23 protein-coding genes and 1 pseudogene are annotated in these 22,174 nt (G+C 35.2%); 9 read left to right on the top strand and 15 right to left on the bottom strand.

The window, feature by feature from the left end; genetic code table 11:
* Nucleotides 1–3: 3 nt before the first annotated feature.
* Complete coding sequence (gloA2, locus tag BLR30_RS15005) at nucleotides 4–381, bottom strand: SMU1112c/YaeR family gloxylase I-like metalloprotein (protein WP_089860711.1); 378 nt, start codon at nucleotides 379–381, stop codon at nucleotides 4–6.
* Nucleotides 382–535: 154 nt separating this feature from the next.
* Here gloA2 and BLR30_RS15010 point away from each other — a divergent pair, with 154 nt between their 5' ends.
* On the top strand, nucleotides 536–1,624 hold the full coding sequence (locus BLR30_RS15010) for an endonuclease/exonuclease/phosphatase family protein (RefSeq protein ID WP_089860713.1): 1,089 nt from the start codon (nucleotides 536–538) through the stop codon (nucleotides 1,622–1,624).
* A gap of 175 nt (nucleotides 1,625–1,799) precedes the next feature.
* Here BLR30_RS15010 and BLR30_RS15015 read toward each other — a convergent pair whose 3' ends face one another.
* The 12 genes from BLR30_RS15015 to BLR30_RS15070 all read right to left on the bottom strand — a co-directional run bounded on the left by BLR30_RS15015 (nucleotide 1,800) and on the right by BLR30_RS15070 (nucleotide 12,303).
* Complete coding sequence (locus BLR30_RS15015; RefSeq protein WP_089860715.1) at nucleotides 1,800–2,855, bottom strand: diphosphomevalonate decarboxylase; 1,056 nt, start codon at nucleotides 2,853–2,855, stop codon at nucleotides 1,800–1,802.
* 53 nt (nucleotides 2,856–2,908) lie between these two features.
* Entirely contained in the window at nucleotides 2,909–4,678 is a 1,770-nt protein-coding gene (locus BLR30_RS15020; protein WP_089860716.1) for an AMP-dependent synthetase/ligase, read from the bottom strand.
* Complete coding sequence (locus tag BLR30_RS15025) at nucleotides 4,675–5,688, bottom strand: NAD-dependent epimerase/dehydratase family protein (protein WP_089860718.1); 1,014 nt, start codon at nucleotides 5,686–5,688, stop codon at nucleotides 4,675–4,677. Before BLR30_RS15025 ends, BLR30_RS15020 begins: the two co-directional genes overlap by 4 nt.
* A 368-nt stretch (nucleotides 5,689–6,056) precedes the next feature.
* Complete coding sequence (locus tag BLR30_RS15030; protein WP_089860720.1) at nucleotides 6,057–7,070, bottom strand: MvdD family ATP-grasp ribosomal peptide maturase; 1,014 nt, start codon at nucleotides 7,068–7,070, stop codon at nucleotides 6,057–6,059.
* Nucleotides 7,063–8,019 carry an MvdC/MvdD family ATP grasp protein gene (locus tag BLR30_RS15035; protein WP_089860722.1) on the bottom strand — a complete coding sequence of 319 codons (957 nt, stop codon included), beginning with the start codon at nucleotides 8,017–8,019 and terminating at the stop codon, nucleotides 7,063–7,065. Before BLR30_RS15035 ends, BLR30_RS15030 begins: the two co-directional genes overlap by 8 nt.
* A gap of 87 nt (nucleotides 8,020–8,106) precedes the next feature.
* A complete protein-coding gene (locus BLR30_RS15040; protein WP_089860724.1) occupies nucleotides 8,107–8,331 on the bottom strand; it encodes a microviridin/marinostatin family tricyclic proteinase inhibitor in 225 nt (74 codons plus the stop codon).
* 28 nt (nucleotides 8,332–8,359) lie between these two features.
* The gene (locus tag BLR30_RS15045; RefSeq protein ID WP_228400780.1) at nucleotides 8,360–8,632 is read right to left on the bottom strand and encodes a microviridin/marinostatin family tricyclic proteinase inhibitor; all 273 of its coding nucleotides are present in this window, start codon (nucleotides 8,630–8,632) and stop codon (nucleotides 8,360–8,362) included.
* A 27-nt stretch (nucleotides 8,633–8,659) separates the two neighbouring features.
* Nucleotides 8,660–8,881: a microviridin/marinostatin family tricyclic proteinase inhibitor gene (locus BLR30_RS15050; protein WP_089860728.1), complete on the bottom strand. Its 222-nt coding sequence runs from the start codon at nucleotides 8,879–8,881 to the stop codon at nucleotides 8,660–8,662.
* Between the two features lie 36 nt (nucleotides 8,882–8,917).
* Nucleotides 8,918–9,157 (bottom strand): microviridin/marinostatin family tricyclic proteinase inhibitor, encoded by a 240-nt coding sequence (locus tag BLR30_RS15055; RefSeq protein WP_089860730.1) that lies wholly within the window; start codon nucleotides 9,155–9,157, stop codon nucleotides 8,918–8,920.
* A 116-nt stretch (nucleotides 9,158–9,273) separates the two neighbouring features.
* Nucleotides 9,274–10,053, bottom strand: a complete 780-nt coding sequence (locus tag BLR30_RS15060) for an alpha/beta fold hydrolase (RefSeq protein WP_089860732.1) — start codon at nucleotides 10,051–10,053, stop codon at nucleotides 9,274–9,276.
* 83 nt (nucleotides 10,054–10,136) lie between these two features.
* Nucleotides 10,137–10,856: a pyridoxine 5'-phosphate synthase gene (locus BLR30_RS15065; protein WP_089860734.1), complete on the bottom strand. Its 720-nt coding sequence runs from the start codon at nucleotides 10,854–10,856 to the stop codon at nucleotides 10,137–10,139.
* Between the two features lie 187 nt (nucleotides 10,857–11,043).
* Nucleotides 11,044–12,303, bottom strand: a complete 1,260-nt coding sequence (locus BLR30_RS15070; protein WP_089860736.1) for a mechanosensitive ion channel family protein — start codon at nucleotides 12,301–12,303, stop codon at nucleotides 11,044–11,046.
* 274 nt (nucleotides 12,304–12,577) lie between these two features.
* Here BLR30_RS15070 and BLR30_RS15075 point away from each other — a divergent pair, with 274 nt between their 5' ends.
* From BLR30_RS15075 to BLR30_RS15085, 3 genes are all read left to right on the top strand, one after another.
* The gene (locus BLR30_RS15075; protein WP_089860738.1) at nucleotides 12,578–13,759 is read left to right on the top strand and encodes a carboxypeptidase-like regulatory domain-containing protein; all 1,182 of its coding nucleotides are present in this window, start codon (nucleotides 12,578–12,580) and stop codon (nucleotides 13,757–13,759) included.
* Between the two features lie 76 nt (nucleotides 13,760–13,835).
* Nucleotides 13,836–14,327, top strand: a complete 492-nt coding sequence (locus BLR30_RS15080) for a DUF456 domain-containing protein (protein WP_089860740.1) — start codon at nucleotides 13,836–13,838, stop codon at nucleotides 14,325–14,327.
* A gap of 11 nt (nucleotides 14,328–14,338) precedes the next feature.
* On the top strand, nucleotides 14,339–14,818 hold the full coding sequence (locus BLR30_RS15085) for a hypothetical protein (protein WP_089860742.1): 480 nt from the start codon (nucleotides 14,339–14,341) through the stop codon (nucleotides 14,816–14,818).
* 2 nt (nucleotides 14,819–14,820) lie between these two features.
* Here the strand turns inward: BLR30_RS15085 and BLR30_RS15090 are convergent, their stop codons facing one another.
* Nucleotides 14,821–15,462: a uracil-DNA glycosylase gene (locus BLR30_RS15090; protein WP_089860744.1), complete on the bottom strand. Its 642-nt coding sequence runs from the start codon at nucleotides 15,460–15,462 to the stop codon at nucleotides 14,821–14,823.
* A 479-nt stretch (nucleotides 15,463–15,941) separates the two neighbouring features.
* On the opposite strand from BLR30_RS15090, the gene BLR30_RS15095 reads away from it, so the two are divergent.
* Genes BLR30_RS15095 through BLR30_RS15105 form a run of 3 tightly spaced genes read left to right on the top strand, consistent with a single transcriptional unit; the run spans nucleotide 15,942 to nucleotide 18,343 of the window.
* Nucleotides 15,942–16,478, top strand: coding sequence for a YceI family protein (locus BLR30_RS15095; RefSeq protein WP_089860745.1), 537 nt, complete (start codon nucleotides 15,942–15,944; stop codon nucleotides 16,476–16,478).
* A gap of 32 nt (nucleotides 16,479–16,510) precedes the next feature.
* Nucleotides 16,511–17,782, top strand: coding sequence for a hypothetical protein (locus BLR30_RS15100; RefSeq protein ID WP_089860747.1), 1,272 nt, complete (start codon nucleotides 16,511–16,513; stop codon nucleotides 17,780–17,782).
* Nucleotides 17,783–17,836: 54 nt separating this feature from the next.
* Nucleotides 17,837–18,343, top strand: a complete 507-nt coding sequence (locus BLR30_RS15105) for a hypothetical protein (RefSeq protein WP_089860749.1) — start codon at nucleotides 17,837–17,839, stop codon at nucleotides 18,341–18,343.
* A 96-nt stretch (nucleotides 18,344–18,439) separates the two neighbouring features.
* Here BLR30_RS15105 and BLR30_RS15110 read toward each other — a convergent pair whose 3' ends face one another.
* A complete protein-coding gene (locus tag BLR30_RS15110) occupies nucleotides 18,440–18,943 on the bottom strand; it encodes a GNAT family N-acetyltransferase (protein WP_089860751.1) in 504 nt (167 codons plus the stop codon).
* A 324-nt stretch (nucleotides 18,944–19,267) separates the two neighbouring features.
* On the opposite strand from BLR30_RS15110, the gene BLR30_RS15115 reads away from it, so the two are divergent.
* Both BLR30_RS15115 and BLR30_RS18075 read left to right on the top strand, forming a co-directional pair.
* Nucleotides 19,268–21,415 carry an endonuclease MutS2 gene (locus BLR30_RS15115; RefSeq protein ID WP_089860753.1) on the top strand — a complete coding sequence of 716 codons (2,148 nt, stop codon included), beginning with the start codon at nucleotides 19,268–19,270 and terminating at the stop codon, nucleotides 21,413–21,415.
* Nucleotides 21,416–21,732: 317 nt separating this feature from the next.
* Nucleotides 21,733–21,912, top strand: a pseudogene (locus tag BLR30_RS18075) (YcxB family protein); the annotation flags it as partial.
* Nucleotides 21,913–22,174 lie beyond the last annotated feature (262 nt).

A 22,174-nucleotide genomic window follows, 5' to 3' on the forward strand; every position in this document is an offset into this window, starting at 1 on the left:
TATTTATATTTCGTAAAATTCCAATGGTAACTGATCGGGATCCTGAGTGAAGAAAAACTCTTTTCCCGTGAATTCATCTATCCTGATTTCTTCACAAATTAGCCCTTTTTGAATTAATTCTTCACGTTTTTCGTCAACATTTTCAACCGAAAAAGCTAAATGTCTTAAACCACAAGCTTCAGGTCGGGAAGGTCGTTTCGGAGGATCAGGAAACGAAAACAGCTCGATAACATAATGATTCCCGATAGCAAGATCCAGCTTAAAGGATTGTCTTTCTTCCCGGTACACTTCCCGTAAAATCTGTAAACCTAGCACTTCGGTGTAGAAGTATTTAGAAACTTTATAATCTGAACAAATAATGGCAATATGATGAATTTTCATTTTAAATTATCTGATTTCTTTGCAGAACAAAAATTTATTTATAATAAACTCGTATGTCTGAAACGGTTTAATTGTTGTTAATAATACGCTTTAAAGATAATTTGATTTGAGGAATAATAAAAAATAAATTAAATTTATAGAATTATTTTAATATATGTGGACAGCCTATCTGATTCTGACTGTATTGTTGTTGATTCTAACCATACTGCCAAAAATTCAACATTCTCACTGGATATTCCGTGTGCCGGAGTTTGGTAAAATCCAGATTACCTTTTTCACACTTTTCACGCTTCTTCTGGGATTTGCTGTTTCTGGTGAATCTAAATATTTTTGGTATTATCAGGGATTGCTGCTGCTTATACTTATCCATCACAGTGTAATTCTGGTAAAATATACGCCTGTTTATCCTGTAAAAAAGTTTACCCCAAAATATCAGTCTTCTGAAAAGGTGCATTTTATTTCTGCCAATGTATATCAGTTTAATAAAGAATATCACCGTTTTATTCAGCTTATCGAAAAACATAAGCCTGAAATGTTTCTCACCATGGAAAGTAATAAAGATTGGGAAAAAGCTTTACAACCTTTGGAAAAAGACTATCCGTATCATCATAAAGTGACGCTGGAAAACACATATGGAATGCATTTTTATTCAAAAATTAAAATAGAAAACTCACAAACACATTTTTTTGTAGCAGATGATATTCCCAGTATTGAAGCCCATTTAAAGACGGAAGACGGATACTCGTTTGTATTTTTCGGAGTCCATCCGCCGCCGCCAAGTCCGACCGAAGAAGAAACCTCGAAAGAAAGAGACGGCGATCTTTTAAGTACAGCCAGAAGAATAATAGAAATTAAAAAACCGGTGATTGTTGTAGGAGATTTTAATAATGTGGCATGGTCTAAATCTTCCATCCTATTCAGAAAAACAAGCCATCTTATCGACCCGAGAATGGGACATTCTTTTGTTTCTACTTTTCATGCCAACTATCGTTTATTAAGATTTCCTATCGATCTGATGTTTCACAGCGAAGAAATTTTTATAGACCAACTGAAAACACTACCAAGCTTTGGATCGGATCATCTTCCGGTATATTGTGAGTTTTTCATTGACTATGAACAGGAGAAAAAGCAGGAAGAAAGAATTGATTATGCTAATCAGGAAGAAAAGGAGCAAGCACGGGAAATGATAGAAGAGGGAAAGAAAGAAGATGGAGAACGGGATACGGTGGTGACTGAAGATTAACCGTTTTGCCAAAACAAAAACGAGTTCAAAAAAAGCCCGTATTATGTTATTTCCAACTAATTATTCTATTCTTGCCTCACGTTCCTGTAGAAATTCCTTTTTCGTGTTTTAAACATAAGCAAGCAATTACAAAAAAGACTAATATTACAACTAAATAAAAATATTTCTTTTTCACTTAAAATCTCATCACATCCTTCACAACACCATTATTTTGTGTATGTTGCAATAATTCCGATTCTATAAAAGATTTGATTTTCTCTTCAGAGCCGGCATTTGGAAATAAAAGGTGAACGTTTGCACCGGCATCCAATGTAAAAAACAATGGGAATCCTGTTTCTTCTCTGAAATTCCAGACTTTATTGATAACTTCCAACGTTCCTGTTTTCATTAAGATAAAAGCAGGATCGCTCATCATCATCATCGCATGAAGCGTTAATGCTTCATGTTCTACAAGTTTGATAAAACTTTTCATATCTCCGACTGCCAGAATCTCTTTCATCGGTTCAAAATTTTCTCTAGCCTCCTGAAATCTACGATCCGCATAAGGGTTGGTATTCATAAGACCATGACCAACTGTGGAAGAAACAGATTTCTGACCTTCATGAATCAGCAAAACCCAGTCATTGAAATCTTTAAAGATGTCATGAATTTCATCATTCGGATATTGAACGGCAAAAAGATCTGAACTTCCCTTTACCTGCGACTCACCCCAAACTACCAATCCGTTGTATAAACTTCTGCATGCACTCCCGCTTCCCAATCTTGCCAAAAAAGAGGCTTTTCTCAGAGATTCTTCCTCAGAAGTTTTTCCTGAAAAAGATTCATCCAAATTCATCAGACATTTAGCAATCGCGCCAAAGCCTGAAGCCGAACTTGCGATTCCTGAACTGTGCGGAAAGGTGTTTTCTGTCTTAATTATATATTTACCCTGTAAAATCCAGGGAAGATACTGTTCGATATTCCTGAAGTATTTCTCAATCTTTTCAGCAAATTTCACTTCTTCGTTTCCAGCTAAAAAAGTCTGAACTGAAAATGGTTCATTGGCTAAAAATTCCATTACAGTATTTGTTTTACAATGATTTAACGTAAAACTGATACTCGGATTTGCCGGAATCTGATTCTCATATTTCCCCCAATATTTTATCAGGGCAATATTCGACGGACAGCTTTCCGAAACCGTCTGATTATGTATTGTATATTTTTTTTTTCCTAAAAATTCCTGTGCTGTCATAATACTTACTTTCTTGTTACCTCAACCAAATTATTTCAAAATCTCAACCTCACTTAATACATCTCATCAATAAGATCTGCATACTTTTTAAGAACCACATTTCTTTTCACTTTGAGTGTAGGCGTAATTTCTCCCGTGCTTATTTCAAATTCAGCAGGCATTAAGGTAAATTTTTTAACTTTTTCAAATTCAGATAAATGCGCCTGCAAATCTTTAATCTTTTGTTTATAAAAATCATTTACTTTTTCGTTTTTTACAACTTCTTCCCAACTGGTAAACGGAATATTATTGTTTTTAAGATAATCCTGTAAAAACTCAAAATTCGGAACGATAAGCGCCGAAGCAAACTGCCGACCTTCCGCAATCATTACAATCTGCTGAATAAAATTATTATTGGTCAAAAGATTTTCGATCTGTTGCGGTGCAATATATTTTCCGTTCGATGTTTTCATGAGATCTTTCAGACGGTCTGTTATTATAAGATTCCCATTTTCATCGATCTTACCCGCATCACCCGTCTTAAACCAACCGTCTTCTGTGAAAACTTTTTGGGTTTCTTCCGGATTATTATAATATCCTTTCATAATTCCGTTTCCTTTTGCCTGAATTTCATCCTCAGCCCCTATTCTGATTTCTACTCCCGGAAGAGGTTTTCCGCTTGTACCATGTTCAAAATGAGTAAATGGAAAAAGAGTAAGTGTTGCGGTAGTTTCCGTTAATCCGTATCCAACGGTGACGTGAATTCCCACAGATTCAAAAAAACGGGTAACTTCCGGAGATAAAGAGGCTCCGCCACAAGGCAGAAACCACAATCTTCCGCCCATTCTATTTTTAATTTTACTGAAAACCAGAATTTCAGCAATGGTTTCTTTTATTTTTAAACCGAAAGGTAATGGTTTTTCATTTCTTCTCAATTCGACAGCTGCCCAGCCTGTTTCCACTGCCCAATCGAAGATTTTTTTCTTTAAAGATGAGCCTTCCTGCGCTTTTTCCAAAACACCTGCATAAATTTTCTGGAAAAACCTCGGAACCGCACACATCATAGTAGGTTTTACCTCTTCTAGCGTTTTGGCAATACTTTTAGGATCTTCAAGAAAATAAACTCTTGCACCTCCATACAGACAAAGCAGACTCCAGCTGCGTTCAAAAACATGGCTCAAAGGTAAAAATGCCAGAGAAAGTTCTTCCTCAAAATTTTTAAACTTAAAAAATTCAAAATGAGCATCGAAAGCTTTGATGAAATTTCCCTGGGTAAGCATTACGCCTTTCGGAGTTCCGGTAGTTCCTGAAGTATAAATAAGCGTAGCAACATCGTCATATTCTTTTTTACAGAATTCTGATTCCGAAGAAGCCTTGGCGATAAAATCTTCAAGATAAAAACTGTTAAGCTCTTTTTTAATCCATACTGCTTTCTTAGAAACGATAATGGTTTCCAGACTGCTGTCATTTCTTTGTAAAATCTCAGCGCAAGCATCGTATTGCGCCTGATCTCCGACAAGAATTATTTTGGCTCCAGAATCTTGTATAATGTATTCTGCCTGTTCTGCATTGTTGGTTGAGTAAATAGGAACCGTAACTGCTCCCAGCGAAATGGCTGCCAGATCAAAGATCATCCATTCCGATGAATTTTCGGAGTAGATGGAGACTTTATCATTTTCCTTTATCCCCGCTTCTTTTAATGCATTTGCTGTCTTAAAAATGATTTCTCCGAATTTCTTCCAGCTCAGCTCTTTCCATCCTTCATTTTTCTTTTTAAATCCAATCGCAGATTTTAAAGGATGTTTATCTATATTTTTTTGAATAATTGCCTCCGCAAGATTCATTTCTTCTTTTTTTTGTCGTTAATATAATTTTTAAGATGGAAGTTTACTGTTTCTTCCAATGGGATAAATGTATAATTAAGCCTTTCTTTTATTTTTTTATTGGATACGCTTTCCATTTTGGAAATGGCTTCAACGTTTGATTTTGTTACCATTCTCAGCGGAGGAATGAACCAGCCGAAAAGCCTATTGGCCCAAACACCTGTATTCAGCTGCGACCGGGATAGAACTTTTGCTTCTTTTAAACCTAATTCTTTTCTGATTTTTTGAGCCATTTCAGCATATCTTTTATTTTCAGAGACAATGATAAAACGTTCTCCAAAAATATTATTTTCCATGAGCTCAATTGATATTTTCGCAACATCTCTTACGTCTGCATAGCTTGTTCCGCCGGAGAATGTGAAGCTGTTTTTTTCCATGGTCGGAAAAAAATCTCCGCTACTGTTTCCCCAGTTTCCGCTTCCGATAATCATTCCGGGATTTACGATTACTGTATTCATACCCTCTGCAGAAGCTCTCCAGACTTCCATTTCTGCAAGATGTTTTGAAATAGCGTAGGCGGAATGTTCTTCTTTAGGATTGAAATCAGACTTTTCATCAAGTTCACCGTTTTCATTGTGGAGATCAAGAACGGCAATGGAACTTACGTGCAAAAACTTTTTAACTTCAGATCCTTCACAGGCATACAATAGATTTTCAGTACCCTTTACATTGGTATGATATATTTCTTTTTCATCAGCAGGATTGAAACCTACTTTTGCAGCGCAGTGATACACTTCATCAACATCTTTCAAGGCTTCCTGAATTGAATAAATATCATCGAAATCAACATTCATCCATTCAATCTGATTAAAAAACACATCTGCATTTTCCGTATAAAATGTATAGGAATGTTTTACATCGTCTAAATTACTCGCCGGTCTCTTTGCGGCACGAACGTTTTTTCCTTTTTTAAGGAGTTCCAAAACAATTACCCGACCTAGAATTCCGGTAGCACCTGTTACAAAAACCATTAGTTATCTTTACTTGTTTGACTCATTTACGCTGAAATTATCCGTATCTGCAAATTTGCGATTTTTAAAGCATATTTCAATTTTAATTCATGACAAATTATTTTTAGTTATATGAACCATATTCTTGTGTGATTTTATTAACGCAAAGACATAAGTTTTCTTTTAATTATGATGTTTTTTTTCGGGCGCAAGGACATTTCATTCACCAAATGAAAGGTGTTTTTTTGATAAAAAAGAATCTTTAAGTAAGGAGTATTTCATTTAAATCAAGTAAATTTCCTTAAACGTGAAAGTTTTTTCACCGGAAAGCTGTAAAAAAAACGGGACAAAGCCCGTTCTTAATCAGTTTCGTTAATTTAATGATTCTTTTAAGCATTTTGTACCAACACTTCATTGCTTCTTCTCGGCGCTTTATCACATAGCACATCTGCAATACTTTTTGAGATCATGTTTCCTTCGGTAAGATTATCGAGCCAGAAAAACTCTCCGGCAGCATTAATTTCGATGAAATAATATTCATCTTCAGGAGAAACGATGATATCGATCGCTCCGTAATCTACATGGTAAACATCCAAAAGTTCCAGCAGCTTTGCTTCGACATCGGAAGGTAATTCTGTAGGCACCCATTTGTCAATAAGGTTTACGCCGTCTTTTCTCCAGTCTATTTTGGCGGCATCAGACTGCTGGGAATCAATTTCAAAAGCAAAAATATCTCTTCCTACAACCGTTACGCGAAGTTCTTTTTTCTTTTCAATTTTTTTCTGAAACTGCATCGGGCAATATAAAAGCGTGTCGAGCTCTTCCAGTTTATCTTCATTCACAACATTGGTGAATACCACATTTTCTACACCATCTTCATAAATAGCAAAACCGGTCTGCATTTTTGCCACCACGTTCTGATGTTTTACAATAAATTGTTTTGCTTCTTCGGGATTGTTGGTAACACAGGTTTCAGGAATTTTAAGTCCTATTTTATCTGCAATTTTCAGCTGTTCTTCTTTGCTATCCAATCTTCTGTAAACACTCGGTTTTCCCAGAGAATAAACATCAATCGATTCCAGAAAACCAAAAAGTGTATTTCGGATTTCTCCCATCGCCGCGCCGTAGAATTTCTCATCCATTTCCTCTCTCAAGCCACTACCTATATTGTAAGCTCTTCTGTACCAAACGGCTGCAATATCATCCAGACGATGTTTTTTATCAGGCGTTTCTAGAGTTGTTGTCCATTTCCCATCCTGAAAAGTGGTGGATAATTTATTTTTTAAAGGATATTCATCAACATTAAAGCGAATCACTTCGCATCCGTTTTGATCGATGTATTCAGTTACTTTTTCGATTGAAAAATTATCTCCGGTATGGGTAATTATTAAAATTTTATTCATGGGTTTTCATTCTTTTTATAAGGTTATCGGCAATTCTCTGTGCAATAGGAAAGTTCAGATCTTTCTGAAGCATTCCCCATTCTCCCTGCGGATTGACTTCAAGAAAGTAATAATTTCCGTCTTTTCCTTTAATTATATCTATGGCTCCGATGAAGAGCTTCATTTCTTTCATCATTGCAGTCAGGCTGTCTTTAATATTTTCGGGAAGATGATATTCTGACCAGAAATAATTTCCCTGAGCAATCCTCCAATCTGTGTTTTCACTGTTATTGATTTTTCCTGTGAAAAATTCTCCATCGAGATAAACAATTCTCAACTCATATTCTTTTTCAATATAAGGCTGAAAAATCATCGGACAGTATTCGATATCGGAAATATTTTCCAGAGAATCTTCGTCTATCATATTTGTCGAAAGCAAATCTTCTCCGCCCATTGATTTTGAGAGTACGCCGTGAAGCTTAGCCACCATTTTTCCGTTGCAGTAGGTATGAAAAAATGCGGTAATTTTATCGGGATCATTAGAAAAAATAGTTTTGGGAATTGTTAATCCGTGTTTTTGAGCGATGTTAAGCTGAAGCATTTTATTGCCATCTATTTTGTTTTCATGCTCGAAAGGATTGATCCACGGAACATTTTCCAGCGCTGTAAAGAAGTTATTTCGCAATGTGGAATATTCTTTAAAAAATATTCTTCTGTATGTTTCATCCAATTCCTCAGGAATATCGATTTGCCAAGATTTTCTGTGCCAAACGGCTTTAATGTCTTCAGCCTTCAATGTGTTTCCGAATTCGTCTGTGAGCTCGAAACCATTTTCACTGATACTGATTTTCTGATTGTTGTTTATCTTATCGGAATTGAGTCTGAAATAAGGAATATTCTTCGATTCAAGATATTCGAAAAAGATATCAATATTATAAAAATCCCGGGAATGTGTAATGCAAAGAATCATTTGCCAATTTTTTTATTAAAAAAGGAAACTTACAGTCTAAGTTTCCTTTAAATATAATTTGTTAATGTGTTCTATATCAACAATTCATTATACAGTTGGAGCATCATCGTCACCGTCTGAAGGATACTTCATCGTATGAACAAGGTCAAACGTCGGTTTTGTTACAGCATCAGCCGTTTTTGATGATGTGATAGGACCATCCTGCGTCGCAATGGTAACATCAGTTCCTCCTTTGATTTTTTCAGGATCCTGAAGTTGTTTTTCAAGAAATGAAGCGAAGAAAGGTTGTTTTTTTGAATTTTTGTTTTTCATAATCGTTTAATTTATAATTGGATTTTAATTACGGATGAGTAGGGTCAAGTCCTGGAGGAAAACCAGGATCAATTATTACCGGCTCATCGTTATCTGAAGGATATTTCAGTGTAACAACATTGTCTCTTGATGGTAATGTAGCATTGTCAAAAGTTGGTGAAGTTACCGTGTCATTGTTTGGCAATGTAAGCAAGTCATTGCGCGGTGTTGTAGAGTCTCCTCCATGAATTTCTTCGGGGTTTTTAATTTGCTTCTCTAAAAATGAAGCAAAAAACGGCTTTTTTTTGTCGTTTTTTTTCATAATATATAATTTGAGTTAATAGTTGATTTAGATTGCTGTTGCGTCTTCGTCGCCGTCTGAAGGATACTTCATGGTCTGAACCAGGTCATAGGTAGGTTTTGTTACAGTATCCTTTGTTTTTAATGTAATCACATCATCACGTGTAGGAATTGTAACATCATTACCACCTTTAATTTTTTCAGGATCCTGAAGTTGTTTTTCAAGAAATGAAGCAAAGAAAGGTTGTTTTTTTGAATTTTTGTTTTTCATAATGTATAATTTGAGTTGATTTTTATCGTGTATTATTTAAAGTAGTGTTCCATCTTCATCACTGTCTGAAGGATATTTCATGGAAACAACATCACTTCCCGGTTTTGTAATAGTATCTAATTGAACAGAAGTCACACTGTCTTTAAGAGCACCTGTTGAGTTATCTGCCAATACAGAAGTGGCAGTTCCGGAACCTCCTTTAATTGTTTCAGGATCCTGAATTTGCTTCTCTAAGAAAGAAGCAAAGAATGGCTTTTTCGATTTTTTACCTTCCATAGTATTAATATTTAATGATTTAGAATGCTCTAAAGTATTAAAAAAATTTCACCCAAAGAAGATAAAATATATTTTTAAGAAAATTTTAACAAATTATAATCAATAAGATAATTATATTAATTAATATTCAAAAATTGCTTAACAACGTTAGCAAAATCAATGGGATTCTCAGCCTGCACCCAATGTCCCGCATTTTTTACAGTTACAAAATTTGCCTTTGGAAATTGCTGTCTGATCGCAAAATGATCCTGAGGAAGAATATAATTAGACTTCTCACCGGCAATAAATAAAGTATCACCTTCAAAAACTCCGAATTTAATGGCATTGGAGACAAATTCATTGTATTTTTCAGACAATGTTTTCAGATTAAATCTCCAGTTCAGCTTTTTAGCGTCATCCCAATATAGATTTTTGGTAAGAAACTGAATGGTTGATCTTTCAGGAATATATTGACTAAGCACCTCTTCCACGTCATTTCTTGAGGCAACAGTATTAAAATCAACCGATTCCAACGCTTTGATAATTCCTTGATGATGTGGCGGATATGCTTTAGGAGAAATATCAACGACAATAAGACTTTCAACTTTCTCCGTATACTTTATCGCAAACTGCATTACGGCTTTACCTCCAAGTGAATGCCCCAGAATATGAGCTTTTGAAATTCCGTAGTGATCCATATAGCGAAGAATATCATCTGCAAGGTCATCGTGAGACATATCTTCTGAGTGAAAACTTCTACCGTGATTACGCAGATCTATAAGATGCACCGGAAGAAATTCTCCCATATCTTTACCGAAGGTTCCCCAGTTATCAAGCATTCCGAATAATCCGTGGAATACTAAAAGTGGTGTAGACGAAAGATTTTCGCCAAATATTTTTGAATTTAAAATTTCCATACGTTTTTGATTTTTGAATTGAACATGGAAGTTTACATTATCTTATCTAAACTTTCAGCTTTTGATTTGGCTTAAAGCCGTCATTACCATTTTGCTAACCTCTTCAGATAAGCCTGTACGGTATTTTCTAATCCCATATACAAAGCTTCAGAAATCAGAGCGTGGCCAATAGAAACTTCCAACAGATTTGGAATGTTGTCTGCAAAATATTTTAAGTTATCTAAACTTAAATCGTGACCTGCATTTAGTCCCAAACCAAAATCAGCTGCAACGACTGCAGTGTCATAATAAGGCTTTATAGCCGATTCTTTATTTATCGTATAGTTTTTAGCGTAAGCTTCTGTGTAGAGTTCTATTCTGTCGGCTCCGGTTTTGGCCGCGTATTCCACCAATTCCGGTATTGGATCAAGAAAAATTGAAGTACGGATTCCTGCATTCTTGAATTCAGCAATGATTTCCGTAAGAAAATCCAGATTCCTTTTGGTATCCCACCCCGCATTGGAAGTGATGGCATCATCAGCATCCGGAACAAGAGTTACCTGCTCGGGTTTTACCTCCAAAACCATATCAATAAATGGTCTGTGCGGATTTCCTTCAATATTGAATTCTGTGGTTACAAGGGGTTTAAGATCATAAACATCTTTTCTGGTAATATGCCTTTCGTCAGGTCTGGGATGAATGGTGATTCCCTGGCCTCCAAATTCCTGAATTTTCACGGCAGCCTCTGTCACACTCGGCGTTTCGCCTCCTCTCGCATTTCTTATGGTTGCAATTTTATTAATGTTTACACTAAGTTTTGTCATTTTTAGAGATAAGTTTTTAAAATATAATCCTGACAGACAAAGCATTAATATAAATTAAAACAATAATACCGTCAGATTTATAAGATAATTATAAATATGCAAAGCTATTGATAAAATACAAACCTTAGAAATGAAAACTGTTTTTTTACCGTCTCAAATCCGCTATATCAGGTAAGAAATCGTAGAATCAAATTTTTATCTGCATAATTTCCAGATCAAACTCTTTTGAAGCTACCAGCAGATGATCAAAAATATCAGACTGAACCTTTTCGAAACGCTGCCATTCTGTATCGTTGGTAAATGAATAGATTTCCAGCGGAAGCCCTTGTGGCGTAATATCAAGCTGGCGGACAAGAATCGGCCCTTCTTTATCTAAATTCGGATTTCCTTCTACATACTTCTGAGCATAATATCTGAAAACACCAATATTTGTAAGCTGCCGACCATTGATAATTTCTTCTTTATGAGCCATATTTTCTTTTTCTTTTTTTATCTCAGCCGATTTCTTGTCAAGATAATCTGAAAGAAGGTTAATGTTTTTCAGGCGTTCAATATCTTCTTCAGTAAGAAATTTAAATGAATTGATATTAAAATAAATTGATTTTTTAATTCGCCTTGCATTGGTTTCAGAAATCACCTGAAGGTTCCTGATTTCCGTACTCAGCAAATCATAGGTAGGAATCGTGGAAAATGTCCTGTCAAAATTATTAATTTTCGTTGTCAGAAGATTGATCTCTGCTATATTTCCTTCTAAATTATATTTCGGAATGCTCACCCAGTCTCCCACCTTAAGGTTTTTTGAGGTTGCTACGTGAAGCCCGGTGACGAATCCTAAAATGGTATCCCTGAAAACCAATACCAAAACAGCTGTTATGGCACCTAAACTTCCTACAATCGTTGTTCCTTTTATCCCAAAAATGACACAAATCCCGACAACAGAAAAGATAAAAATTCCCAAAATTTTCATCGTTTCCGATATCGCGTTCAACGCCATGATCTTATAATAATCCTGTTTAATAATCAGATAATTCCTGAAAGCAGTCAACCCTCTGTAAAGCATTCCGGCGAAAATCATTACCAAACCCAAATTTACTGACCTGATGATAAAACTCGTTGTTCTTTTCAGTGCACCGGCAAAAATAGATTCATGAATACTTCCAATCACTAAAAGGGCAAGAATATGCGCAATAGAATTGGTAACTCTTGATGCGTAAATCGAATTGATGATAGGATATTTTTCTTTGTTATGAAAAATTCTGAAAACACTGTTAATAATTATTTTAAAGATAAAATCAAAAACCAGAAAAATAACGCAAAGCAAAAGAATTTTTACGATGATATGAAATACAAACTCCAGCCCGGAGGGAGCAATCTGGTTTATATAACGGTAAAGAGGCTCACTCAATCCCTGTATAAGGTCTTTTGTTTCTTCTAGCTGGTCGTTCATTATAACAAATTTAGACAAAAAATAAGAATGATTTCACACAACTTCATGCATCAATTTTCATCCCAAAGACAAAATTATGATAAATATTTAATGAAAAATTCTAATGTAATTTTAAAAATATTAAATCATTTCAAACATCGATAAATAAATAGAAAATTCACTATCAAAAATCAATATTAATAAATTATTTTAAAAAAAATATTCATTTTTATGATTTTTTATATAATTATTACTTAAATTTGACATAAACTAAACAAATAAAAATCAATAACATATGAAAAAACACTATCTTTTTATTCTGCTTTGCATCTTTACACTTTTAACGAATTGTTCAGGAGGAGATGACCCTGCAGTAGTTTCCGAAAACACCACCACTGTAAAAACAGGAAAAATTACCGGAAAAGTAATGTCACAAAACGGAACCAAACCTATCGGGGGAGCTTCGGTTTTTACTTTTGATGACAAGTATAAAATCTATTATACAACATCAGACGCAGAAGGTAAGTTTACGCTTGATGCACCGGCTGGAAATCACACGATTTATATTCAGACGGGTAACGGAAGTAATTTCCGTACAGAAATTTCAGCGAACGTAAAAGATAACGAAACTTTAAATCTCGACGCAAGCCAGACCAAACTTAACCAAGTTGCAAAAATTGCTTACGTAAAAGGAACGTATGACAAAATAGAAGACATTATTCAGATTTTAGGATATACAGCTACGGAAATCACCAATAACGACCTTGCCAATCTTACAACTATTTCGCAGTATGATATCATTTTCCTTAACTGCGGATCAAGAAATAACTACTCTGCAAACCCCACACTTTATTCTGCCATAGATGCCAATCTGGCAATTTTTGTTGCCAACGGAGGAAGTATCTATGCTTCAGACTGGGATGTTGCCTATTTGGTAGGCGGAACCACCAACACCAATAACTGTTCTCTTCCAGGAGGATTTGTACCTGATTCAAAATTATGCTCTAAAAATATCGGAAATTCAGGAATGTTGGGCGCTACAGTAAACAATGCAGGACTTACCACAGCTTTAGGATTCAACACCCTTAATATTGATTACGATTTAGGTTCTTGGCAAAAAATAATTAATTACGATCCGGCTTACTGGGAAGTTTTAGTAAAAGAAACTTCTTCAAATGACGCTTTAATGATAAGAACCAATCATTTCACAGCAACAGGTATTCCGGTTACTCCTATCGGAAACGCTCCGAATACAACATTTGTAACAGTGTGTATCACACTTCCCGGAAATATCCAGATAAGTCTTTCGGTTCCACAGGCATTTGTTCCTTATCTGGTTGCCCTAGGCGCCACAGTAGGATCTTGCTCGGGAGCTTCAAACAGCGGTTATATTTATTATACCACATTCCACAATCATGCTACCGGAAACATAGGAAATGCCGCCGTAATTCTACAATATGTCATCTTAAACCTTTAATAAAAACTTCATCTTAAACATGGAAGTGGCTTTTATAGAGCCACTTTTTTTTATATCTTTTCATTAAATAAAAAAAATGGACTCAACCTTATTTAATATCCTCTGCCTTATTCTTTTATTTTTAGGAATACTAGGAACTTTTCTGCCTATTTTGCCCGGACTGCTGCTTAGCATCTGCGGACTTTTAATTTATAAATTCGGGACGGATGCAGACTTACCAATATTGTACATCTGGGTATTTGTGATTCTTACGATTGCTTCGGTCGTATTAAACTACGTGATTCCCGCTAAGACTAATCAGAAATACGGAGGAACACGCTGGGGAAGCATTGGCTCTATTGTCGGAACTATCGTAGGGATTTTCCTGCCCATTCCTTTAGGCTTTCTGGTAGGAATGTTCGCTGGTGTTTTTATAGGAGAACTTTTACACGATAGCAAAGATCTGAATAAAGCGCTGAAATCTACAAAAGGAGCTTTTATAGGCTTTATCTACGGAACAGGATTCAGCCTTGTGGTTGGTGTGGCAATGTTTTTGGTGGTAGTATTGAATATGCTTGCTATTATTTAAAAAATAAAGATATGCCATACAAAACCATTATATTAAGTTTAGGATTATTATCATTAATCCAATGTAACACACAAAAGGAAGCAAAAACTTCAACAAAAGATAAAGTGGAAAACTCAGCTAATGTTACAAAAAGCAGTCAGGAAGGATCTGTCATTTACTTTAATGAAGGAGAAAATAAATTCCTGGATGAATACCAGATGAACGTAACCTTCAAGCGTATTTCTGAAGACAGCCGATGTCCTAAAGATGTAAACTGCATTTGGGCAGGAGTCGCGGTTGCAGAAATAGAAGTAATGGGAACCACTACAAGACCGGTGACATTATCTCTTGCCAATGAAGACAACAAAGGAAGAAATTATCACCGGTCGGCAGATTTTAACGGCTATAAAATTACTTTAATAGAGGTTAATCCGTATCCCGGGGTAACGCTTGGCACAAAAGCTCTTGAGGGGAAATACAAAATAGGAATTACTATCCAAAAAATACAGTGATTTTACCATGCAATAGGTTTCTTGCGTTTGGAAATAAGATATTCATTAATTTTTGAAAAAGGTTTGCTTCCGAAAAAACCTCTGTAAACAGAAAAAGGTGAAGGATGCGCAGATTTTAAAATAAAATGTTTAGCCGGATTAATAAGTTCGGCTTTTTTTTGTGCAAAAGCACCCCATAATACAAATACAACATTCTCTTTTTTATCGGATATTTCTTTAATAATAAAATCCGTGAATTTTTCCCAGCCTAAATCTTTATGAGAGTTTGGCGAATGTGCACGTACTGTCAGCGTAGCATTCAACAATAAAACGCCCTGTTTTCCCCAGTCGTCCAGTTCTTTCGATTTTCTTTCTACACCCAGATCGTCTTTCAGCTCTATAAAAATATTCTTCAGTGAAGGTGGTGCAACAACCTGTTCGGAAACTGAAAAACACAAACCGTTCGCCTGATAATCATTATGATAAGGATCCTGACCAATAATCACCACTTCAACTTCATCAAACGGAGTTATTTCCAACGCTCTGAAAATCTGATTTTTTGGAGGAAAAACCTTTGTTGTTGCGTATTCCTGTTTAACCTTTTCCCAAAGCGTAGTAAAGTATTCGGTATTTTTTATGGGGGCTAATATTTCTGTCCAGGTCATATTATAATAGTTTATCTTATTTTATCTGAGCATACGCAGATCAAAATAACTGCCAGCTTCTTATAACATCAATGACTTTCTTTTATTGAAAAACTTTCATATAAAATTCAGTCAATATTTTTTCAAATATAGAAAATATATCCCGAAATACGCCTTCATGCTTAATCAATAAAGTAACCATTAACAGTGGTATAAACAAGAAAATCACAGTGACTTTCATCAGCATTTTTCCGGTTAAAATTTTTATGATTTATTTTTTTAGTTAATATTTCAATCTAAAATAAATTTAAACTCAAACTCTGACCTCTTAAACCAAAAATTTCTCAATAATAATTAAAAATAATTAAAATTTATACAAATCAATAGTTTTTATAGATTTATATCATATTCAAAAATTATTATAAAATTAACATAATATCTACCTTTATATCATAAAAAAAAGAAAGATAAAATAAAATAACTATTAAATATTTATCGATATGAAAACTTTAAGAATTTTCTTGAATGCTACAATCCTATGCGGAACATTATTTTTCTATCAAAATGCGGAAGCACAAAAAATCAATCAGAAAACTACTACTATTCTCGTTAACGGAACTTCTCCTTTACATGACTGGGAAATGAATTCTTCAGCCGCCACTTTTACAGGAACGGTGAACGGAAACAGCATTTCCAACGCCACATTTACGATGCCGGTAAAAAACCTGAAAAGTAAAAAAGGAACCACCATGGATAATAAGGCATACGAAGCGTTAAAAGCAGCACAGTATCCTACCATTTCTTTTACGGCTTCATCCATCAATATGGGTAAAAGCAATGTGACCGGCAAATTGACGATTGCAGGAGTTTCCAAAAACGTTTCATTTCCTGTAAATGTTGCCAAAAATGAAAACACTTATACCATCTACGGAACCGAAACAGTAAAACTTTCAGATTTTGGAATGAGCAGACCCGGATTTATGGGCATCAAAACTGGTGACGATGTGACTATAAAAGTGAATATTGTCGCACAATAAAACAATGAAATCAATATTAAAATCCAAGCATTATGAAAACCAACTACATAAAAACAGCATTACTAGGAACCGTTTTATTAGCCGGTACTGCACAGGCTCAACAGTTTCCACTAGATAACCTCAAACCAAGAGATCAAAGAGGAATTAATATTTTTGAAAATCCTAAAGATTCCGTAACAACATTTGAAAAACTCAAAGTAAGAATCGGCGGAGCGTTTGCCTTACAATTTCAAGGGCTTAAGCATGAAAGCGGCGCAGATCAATCCGTAGCGGCGACCCAGCTTTACGACATCGGAAATAACTTTAATTTACCTACAGCCAACCTCGATATTGATGTGGCATTATATGACGGTATCAATTTACACTTAAGAACATTTTTATCTTCCCGTCACCACAATGAAACGTATGTAAAAGGCGGATACATTCAAATTGACAAGCTTGATTTTATCCAAAAAGATTTCTTGAGTGATTTTATGAAACATTCAACCATTAAGTTTGGTCATGACGAAATCAACTATGGTGATGTGCATTTCAGAAGAAGCGACAATGCCTATACCACACAAAACCCATTCGTGGGAAATTACCTGATGGACGCTTATGCCACAATGATTTTCGCAGAATACTACTACCGCAGAGATGGCTTTATCGGAATGGGAGGTATTACCAACGGAAGACTTAATCAGAATGCCAACGGCGGAACAAGCCCTTCTTTATATGGTAAGATAGGTTATGATAAACAACTGAATAGCGATCTCAGAGTACGTATTACAGGATCTGTCTATAACACAGCCAACACACAGAGACTTGACTTTTATGATGGTGACAGAGCCGGATCACGATACTATTATGTAATGGAAAATGCAGCAGCAACTTCTTCTGCAAATTTCAGATCAGGACAGGTAGTGCCGGACTTCAAAAATAAAGTTACCTCTTTCATGATTAACCCATTTGTAAGATACAAAGGTCTTGAATTCTTCGGAACTTTTGAAAGCGCTTCAGGAAGAAATTTAGCAGAAGTCGACAGAAGAACCTGGAACCAATATGTCGGAGAACTTATTTACCGCTTCGGAAATGATGATAATCTTTATGTTGGAGGAAGGTACAACAAGGTAAAAGGCGAACTTGCAACAGGGAACAAAGTAGACATCACCCGTTTCAACATCGGCGGAGGATGGTTTATGACCAAAAACATTCTCGCAAAAGCAGAATATGTGAATCAGAAATATGATGGCTACCCTACTTCAAGCATCCTTTATGACGGCAAATTCAACGGATTTGTTCTGGAAGCAGCCATTTCTTTCTAAATGAAAAACCAACGTAAAAGTTTTATCTAAAACTTTTTAAAAACAACCTGAATTATGAAAGCTTTTTTAACTGCCATTCCGTTTTTACTTGGAATATTCATGAATGCTCAGGAAAATTACGTTCAAATCAACGGAAGCACCAATATCAATACTTTTAAATGCACGAATAATACATTCAGAGCACCGGGAGGAAGCTTTATGATTAGCGAAAAAAACCTTCCAAATATCGCCTTAAAAGTTGACGATTTCGACTGCCGCAACAGAATAATGACTTCTGATTTTCAGAAAACCCTTTCAGCAGAAGACCATCCTTATCTTCACGTAAAGTTTCTTTCTTTAGATAAAAGCAAAACGGTTTATAATGCACAGATCGAAGTGAAAATGATTGACAAAAGTAAGATATACAATGTTACTTTATGTCTGCAGAACGGGAAACTTACAGGTAAGAGAAGTGTAAAATTCAGTGATTTCGATATATTACCTCCAAAAAAGATGGGCGGGATGATCGTTGTAAAAGATGACCTCAATCTGGTGTTTGCACTTTCAGCAAACCCGCAATGATACAAAATTTCATTTTAGAGCAACATCAAGAAAATGCTTAGAGATTGATTGAGCCTGTGGTAGAATTCTACTGCAGGCTTTTGTTATAGAATTATATTACTTTTTCAGGATGAAAGCCAGATTATCGGGGAAACCGTCATCTACAATATCATCTTTCAATATAAAATCGTGGCGTGTAAGAAGTTTTTTAGAATTTTCATTAAACCTGCTGGTAAAAGCAAAGATTTCATGAAGATTCAATTCATTAAATCCAAATTCGACTACAGCTTTTAAAGCTTCAGACATCAGCCCTTTACCGTGATAATCCGGCAACAGTTCATAACCGACTTCAGCTGTTTTTCGATCCTCGGAAAAATTCCAGAGACATATCGTACCAATGAGATTTAGGTGATCTTTTAAAGAAATGCCCCAATAGAATGTTTCGTTATTCCTGGTTTTTTCTTTAATTGTCAGGATAAACTGAAGCGCATCATAATTATTTTTCGGAGAATTTCTTTTCACAAAACGATTAATCACTTCATTGCTTCTGATCCTTAAAATATCTTCAACGTGACTTTCGTTGATTTCTTTTAATTGTAGTCTCTCGGTTTCCAGTTTCATATTTCAAATTTACTAAAACTAAGTCTTGAGCTAAAAAGTTTTTAGAAACACATTAGAAAACTTTAAATATACAATCATTTCATTGTGAATATCTTTTGCAACTTTTGCGGTTAATTCTGAAATTAGTTTAAACAAGTTTATATTGAAGATAATAAAGATCACATAGAAGAAAGTCAAAGATTTTCAAAACTAATATATTGTTGTTTGCGGCAAAAATTTAACTTCAAATAACTAATGTGTTAAAATTTTATGACTTTATAGGTTAAATAAAATCAAGCTGACTCATTTTCAAATTAAATTCACATTTTCTCACTAAATTTGCATGTGTTTATAAATAAAGAAGATTTAAATGAATTAGAGTTTCCGCAATTGCTCGCGGAAATCTCCCCTTTTGCATACTCTCCTAAAACGAGAGAAAAAATTCTTCAGCTGCGTCCGATGGAAATTGACGAAGCCGAACTTTCCTTAAAAAAAACTTCAGAATATTTATCGAGTTTTGAAAGTTCGAATGCAATTCCGTTTGATGAATACGAAGATATCGAAAGCGAACTGAAACTGATGCTGATCGAAAATTACCGTCTTGAAAACAGCGCTTTCATCAAAATAAAAACCCTCACAGAACAGATTGGAAAGCTTCAGAAGTTTTTTCCGACGATGCCGGAAACCTTTCCTACGCTGATTCAGGATGTTTCGGTACTTGAATTTAAAAAGGAAATTATTGATAAGGTAGATAAAGTTTTTAACCGTTTCGGAGAAGTAAAAAGCGAAGCTTCACCGGTTTTAAAAGAGTTGAGAGCGGAAATCCAGATCGCTAAAAAAGCCATTCAGGAAAACTTTAACCGGGCTTTGTTTAATTACGGTCAGAGTGAATTTTTAGATGATATTCGTGAAACAATTATTGACGACCAAAGAGTTCTAGCGGTAAAATCAGGATTTAAAAAAAGAGTTCCGGGAAGAGTGCTGGGATTATCCAAAACAGGTTCCATTACTTATATTCAGCCGGATTCTGTGGTGAAGCATTATTTTAAGCTTAAAGAAAATGAAGAGGAAGAAAAAAAGGAGATTGATAAAATCCTGCGAAAGCTTACTGCAGAACTTGCGGAATTCCAACCTCAGCTGTGGAGATACCAGAAGTATATTTTCGATCTTGATTTAACAAGAGCCAAAGCAAAATTTGCGGAACTCATCAACGGAATTTTACCGAAGATCAACCGCCACAAAACGCTAAAATTAAGAGAAGCCTTTCATCCTTTATTGTTTTTGAGAAATAAAGCGGAGAGTAAAACCATTTTCCCTCAAACGCTCAGCTTAACGGATCACAATAGAATTATCTGTATTTCAGGGCCCAATGCCGGAGGAAAATCTATCACTCTAAAAACGGTAGGGTTGCTTCAACTGATGATCCAGAGCGGAATTCTGGTACCGGCTCATCCTAAATCCGAAATGTTTTTCTTTGATAAAATCATGACCGATATTGGTGACAATCAATCAATTGAAAATCATCTTTCGACCTATTCATCACGACTGAAGAAAATGGGCGGAATTATCCGTGAAGCTGATGCCAACACACTTTTGTTGATTGATGAGTTCGGTACAGGTTCAGATCCGGAACTGGGCGGCGCTTTAGCAGAAAGCTTCCTTGAGTTTTTCTATGATAAAAAAAGCTTTGCGATTATTACCACCCACTATACCAATATCAAACTGGTGGTAGAGCAGCTTCCGAATGCACAAAATGCGGCGATGCTTTTTAATGAAGAAACGCTTGAGCCGATGTACAAGCTGGAAGTCGGACAGGCAGGAAGTTCATTTACCTTTGAGGTCGCGGAGAAAAATAAGATTCCGAGATTTATCATTCATTCTGCCAAGAAAAAAGTAGAACATGATATTGTAAATCTTGATAAAACAATCGTAAAACTTCAACAGGAAAAGTATGAGGTTGAAAAACTGAAAACTGATCTTGCCGAGAGAAAAGAATCTGTGGAAGATAAACGCGATAATCTGCAAAAACTCAACGATCAGCTTCAGCAAAAACTGTATAATTTTCAGAAACTGTATGAAGAAGAACATCGTAAATTACAGTTCGGCAATAAGATTGAAACATTTATCGACAGTTATATAAAAGGAAAGTCAAGGAAAGATGTGGTAAAAGATTTTGTAAAGATTCTGGAACAGGAGAAATTCAGAAAAATCGGTGCAGATAAAGACGAAAGCAAACGTCTTCAGGTTGTTAAACGAAAAATAACACAGCAACTGAAGAAAGAGGAAACCATCGAAAAAATCGCTGAAACTAACGAAAAACTGGAAGAAAAACGCAAAACCGACCGCGCATTATGGATGAAAGTCGGGCAACGTGTCCGTATCACAGGAAGCACAAGTGTAGGAACGATTGAAAAGATTTCCAGAAATAAGGTGATCGTGAACTACGGAACATTCAAGACGACGATTGATGCGGATGAGCTGGAAAGGATTTAATTTTTAACTATGACTATAAAAACGCAAATTACACTTAGGGATTTTTTAATATTTCACCTAAAAAGTTCTTTATTAAGACTTATCGCCTTTCCATTAATTCTTTTGGTATTTTTTATAATAAAGGAATCAGTGGACGACAGTACGGAAAGGGATATTTTAAAATCAGCTTCGATGTGGTTTGCTATTTTGCTTTTGTTTCTATTGATCCGGTCTTTTTTCAGTGTAAGGTCTACTTTTAACTCGAATAAGAATATCCAGGAAAGTATTATTTATACTTTTACAGAAGAAAAGCACATGTTCAGGGAGAAACTTTCAAAGGAGATTTTACATGGAACTCCGTTTATAAAGTAAAGGAGAATAAGGAATGGTTCCTGATCTACCAAAATGCACAGGTTATGAATATGGTTCCTAAAAAGTTCTTTACAAGAGATCAGATTTTGGAGCTCAGAAAAATCATTAAGCATAATCATGTGAAATCAAAACTCAGGAATGATTAATTCAATTTTAAACCATAGCAAAGGGTGTCTTCTGTCACTCTTTATTTTTCTTTCTTACATTTGAAGCATGACCAAAAACTTTAAAATTCTTTGGATTTTTTATTTGAAACTTCTGATACCTGCTGTTTCATTTTCTTTATTAATGGATTCATTATTTGGATTTACGGCCAATGGTTTTGGATTGTGCTTTTTAATATTTTTGCCCTCATTTCATTTTTTAATTTATGAATTAAGATTAAAAGATGAATATTATTTTTACTCC

Source organism: Chryseobacterium taeanense, assembly GCF_900099685.1.
GTDB classification, from domain to species: Bacteria; Bacteroidota; Bacteroidia; order Flavobacteriales; family Weeksellaceae; genus Chryseobacterium; species Chryseobacterium taeanense.

Excerpts from the sequence above, each read along its gene's own strand:
- gloA2 (WP_089860711.1), bottom strand. The coding sequence starts at position 381 with ATGAAAATTCATCATATTGCCATTATTTGTTCAGATTATAAAGTTTCT.
- BLR30_RS15010 (WP_089860713.1), top strand. The coding sequence starts at position 536 with ATGTGGACAGCCTATCTGATTCTGACTGTATTGTTGTTGATTCTAACC.
- BLR30_RS15015 (WP_089860715.1), bottom strand. The coding sequence starts at position 2,855 with ATGACAGCACAGGAATTTTTAGGAAAAAAAAAATATACAATACATAAT.
- BLR30_RS15020 (WP_089860716.1), bottom strand. The coding sequence starts at position 4,678 with ATGAATCTTGCGGAGGCAATTATTCAAAAAAATATAGATAAACATCCT.
- BLR30_RS15025 (WP_089860718.1), bottom strand. The coding sequence starts at position 5,688 with ATGGTTTTTGTAACAGGTGCTACCGGAATTCTAGGTCGGGTAATTGTT.
- BLR30_RS15030 (WP_089860720.1), bottom strand. The coding sequence starts at position 7,070 with ATGAATAAAATTTTAATAATTACCCATACCGGAGATAATTTTTCAATC.
- BLR30_RS15035 (WP_089860722.1), bottom strand. The coding sequence starts at position 8,019 with ATGATTCTTTGCATTACACATTCCCGGGATTTTTATAATATTGATATC.
- BLR30_RS15040 (WP_089860724.1), bottom strand. The coding sequence starts at position 8,331 with ATGAAAAACAAAAATTCAAAAAAACAACCTTTCTTCGCTTCATTTCTT.
- BLR30_RS15045 (WP_228400780.1), bottom strand. The coding sequence starts at position 8,632 with ATGAAAAAAAACGACAAAAAAAAGCCGTTTTTTGCTTCATTTTTAGAG.
- BLR30_RS15050 (WP_089860728.1), bottom strand. The coding sequence starts at position 8,881 with ATGAAAAACAAAAATTCAAAAAAACAACCTTTCTTTGCTTCATTTCTT.
- BLR30_RS15055 (WP_089860730.1), bottom strand. The coding sequence starts at position 9,157 with ATGGAAGGTAAAAAATCGAAAAAGCCATTCTTTGCTTCTTTCTTAGAG.
- BLR30_RS15060 (WP_089860732.1), bottom strand. The coding sequence starts at position 10,053 with ATGGAAATTTTAAATTCAAAAATATTTGGCGAAAATCTTTCGTCTACA.
- BLR30_RS15065 (WP_089860734.1), bottom strand. The coding sequence starts at position 10,856 with ATGACAAAACTTAGTGTAAACATTAATAAAATTGCAACCATAAGAAAT.
- BLR30_RS15070 (WP_089860736.1), bottom strand. The coding sequence starts at position 12,303 with ATGAACGACCAGCTAGAAGAAACAAAAGACCTTATACAGGGATTGAGT.
- BLR30_RS15075 (WP_089860738.1), top strand. The coding sequence starts at position 12,578 with ATGAAAAAACACTATCTTTTTATTCTGCTTTGCATCTTTACACTTTTA.
- BLR30_RS15080 (WP_089860740.1), top strand. The coding sequence starts at position 13,836 with ATGGACTCAACCTTATTTAATATCCTCTGCCTTATTCTTTTATTTTTA.
- BLR30_RS15085 (WP_089860742.1), top strand. The coding sequence starts at position 14,339 with ATGCCATACAAAACCATTATATTAAGTTTAGGATTATTATCATTAATC.
- BLR30_RS15090 (WP_089860744.1), bottom strand. The coding sequence starts at position 15,462 with ATGACCTGGACAGAAATATTAGCCCCCATAAAAAATACCGAATACTTT.
- BLR30_RS15095 (WP_089860745.1), top strand. The coding sequence starts at position 15,942 with ATGAAAACTTTAAGAATTTTCTTGAATGCTACAATCCTATGCGGAACA.
- BLR30_RS15100 (WP_089860747.1), top strand. The coding sequence starts at position 16,511 with ATGAAAACCAACTACATAAAAACAGCATTACTAGGAACCGTTTTATTA.
- BLR30_RS15105 (WP_089860749.1), top strand. The coding sequence starts at position 17,837 with ATGAAAGCTTTTTTAACTGCCATTCCGTTTTTACTTGGAATATTCATG.
- BLR30_RS15110 (WP_089860751.1), bottom strand. The coding sequence starts at position 18,943 with ATGAAACTGGAAACCGAGAGACTACAATTAAAAGAAATCAACGAAAGT.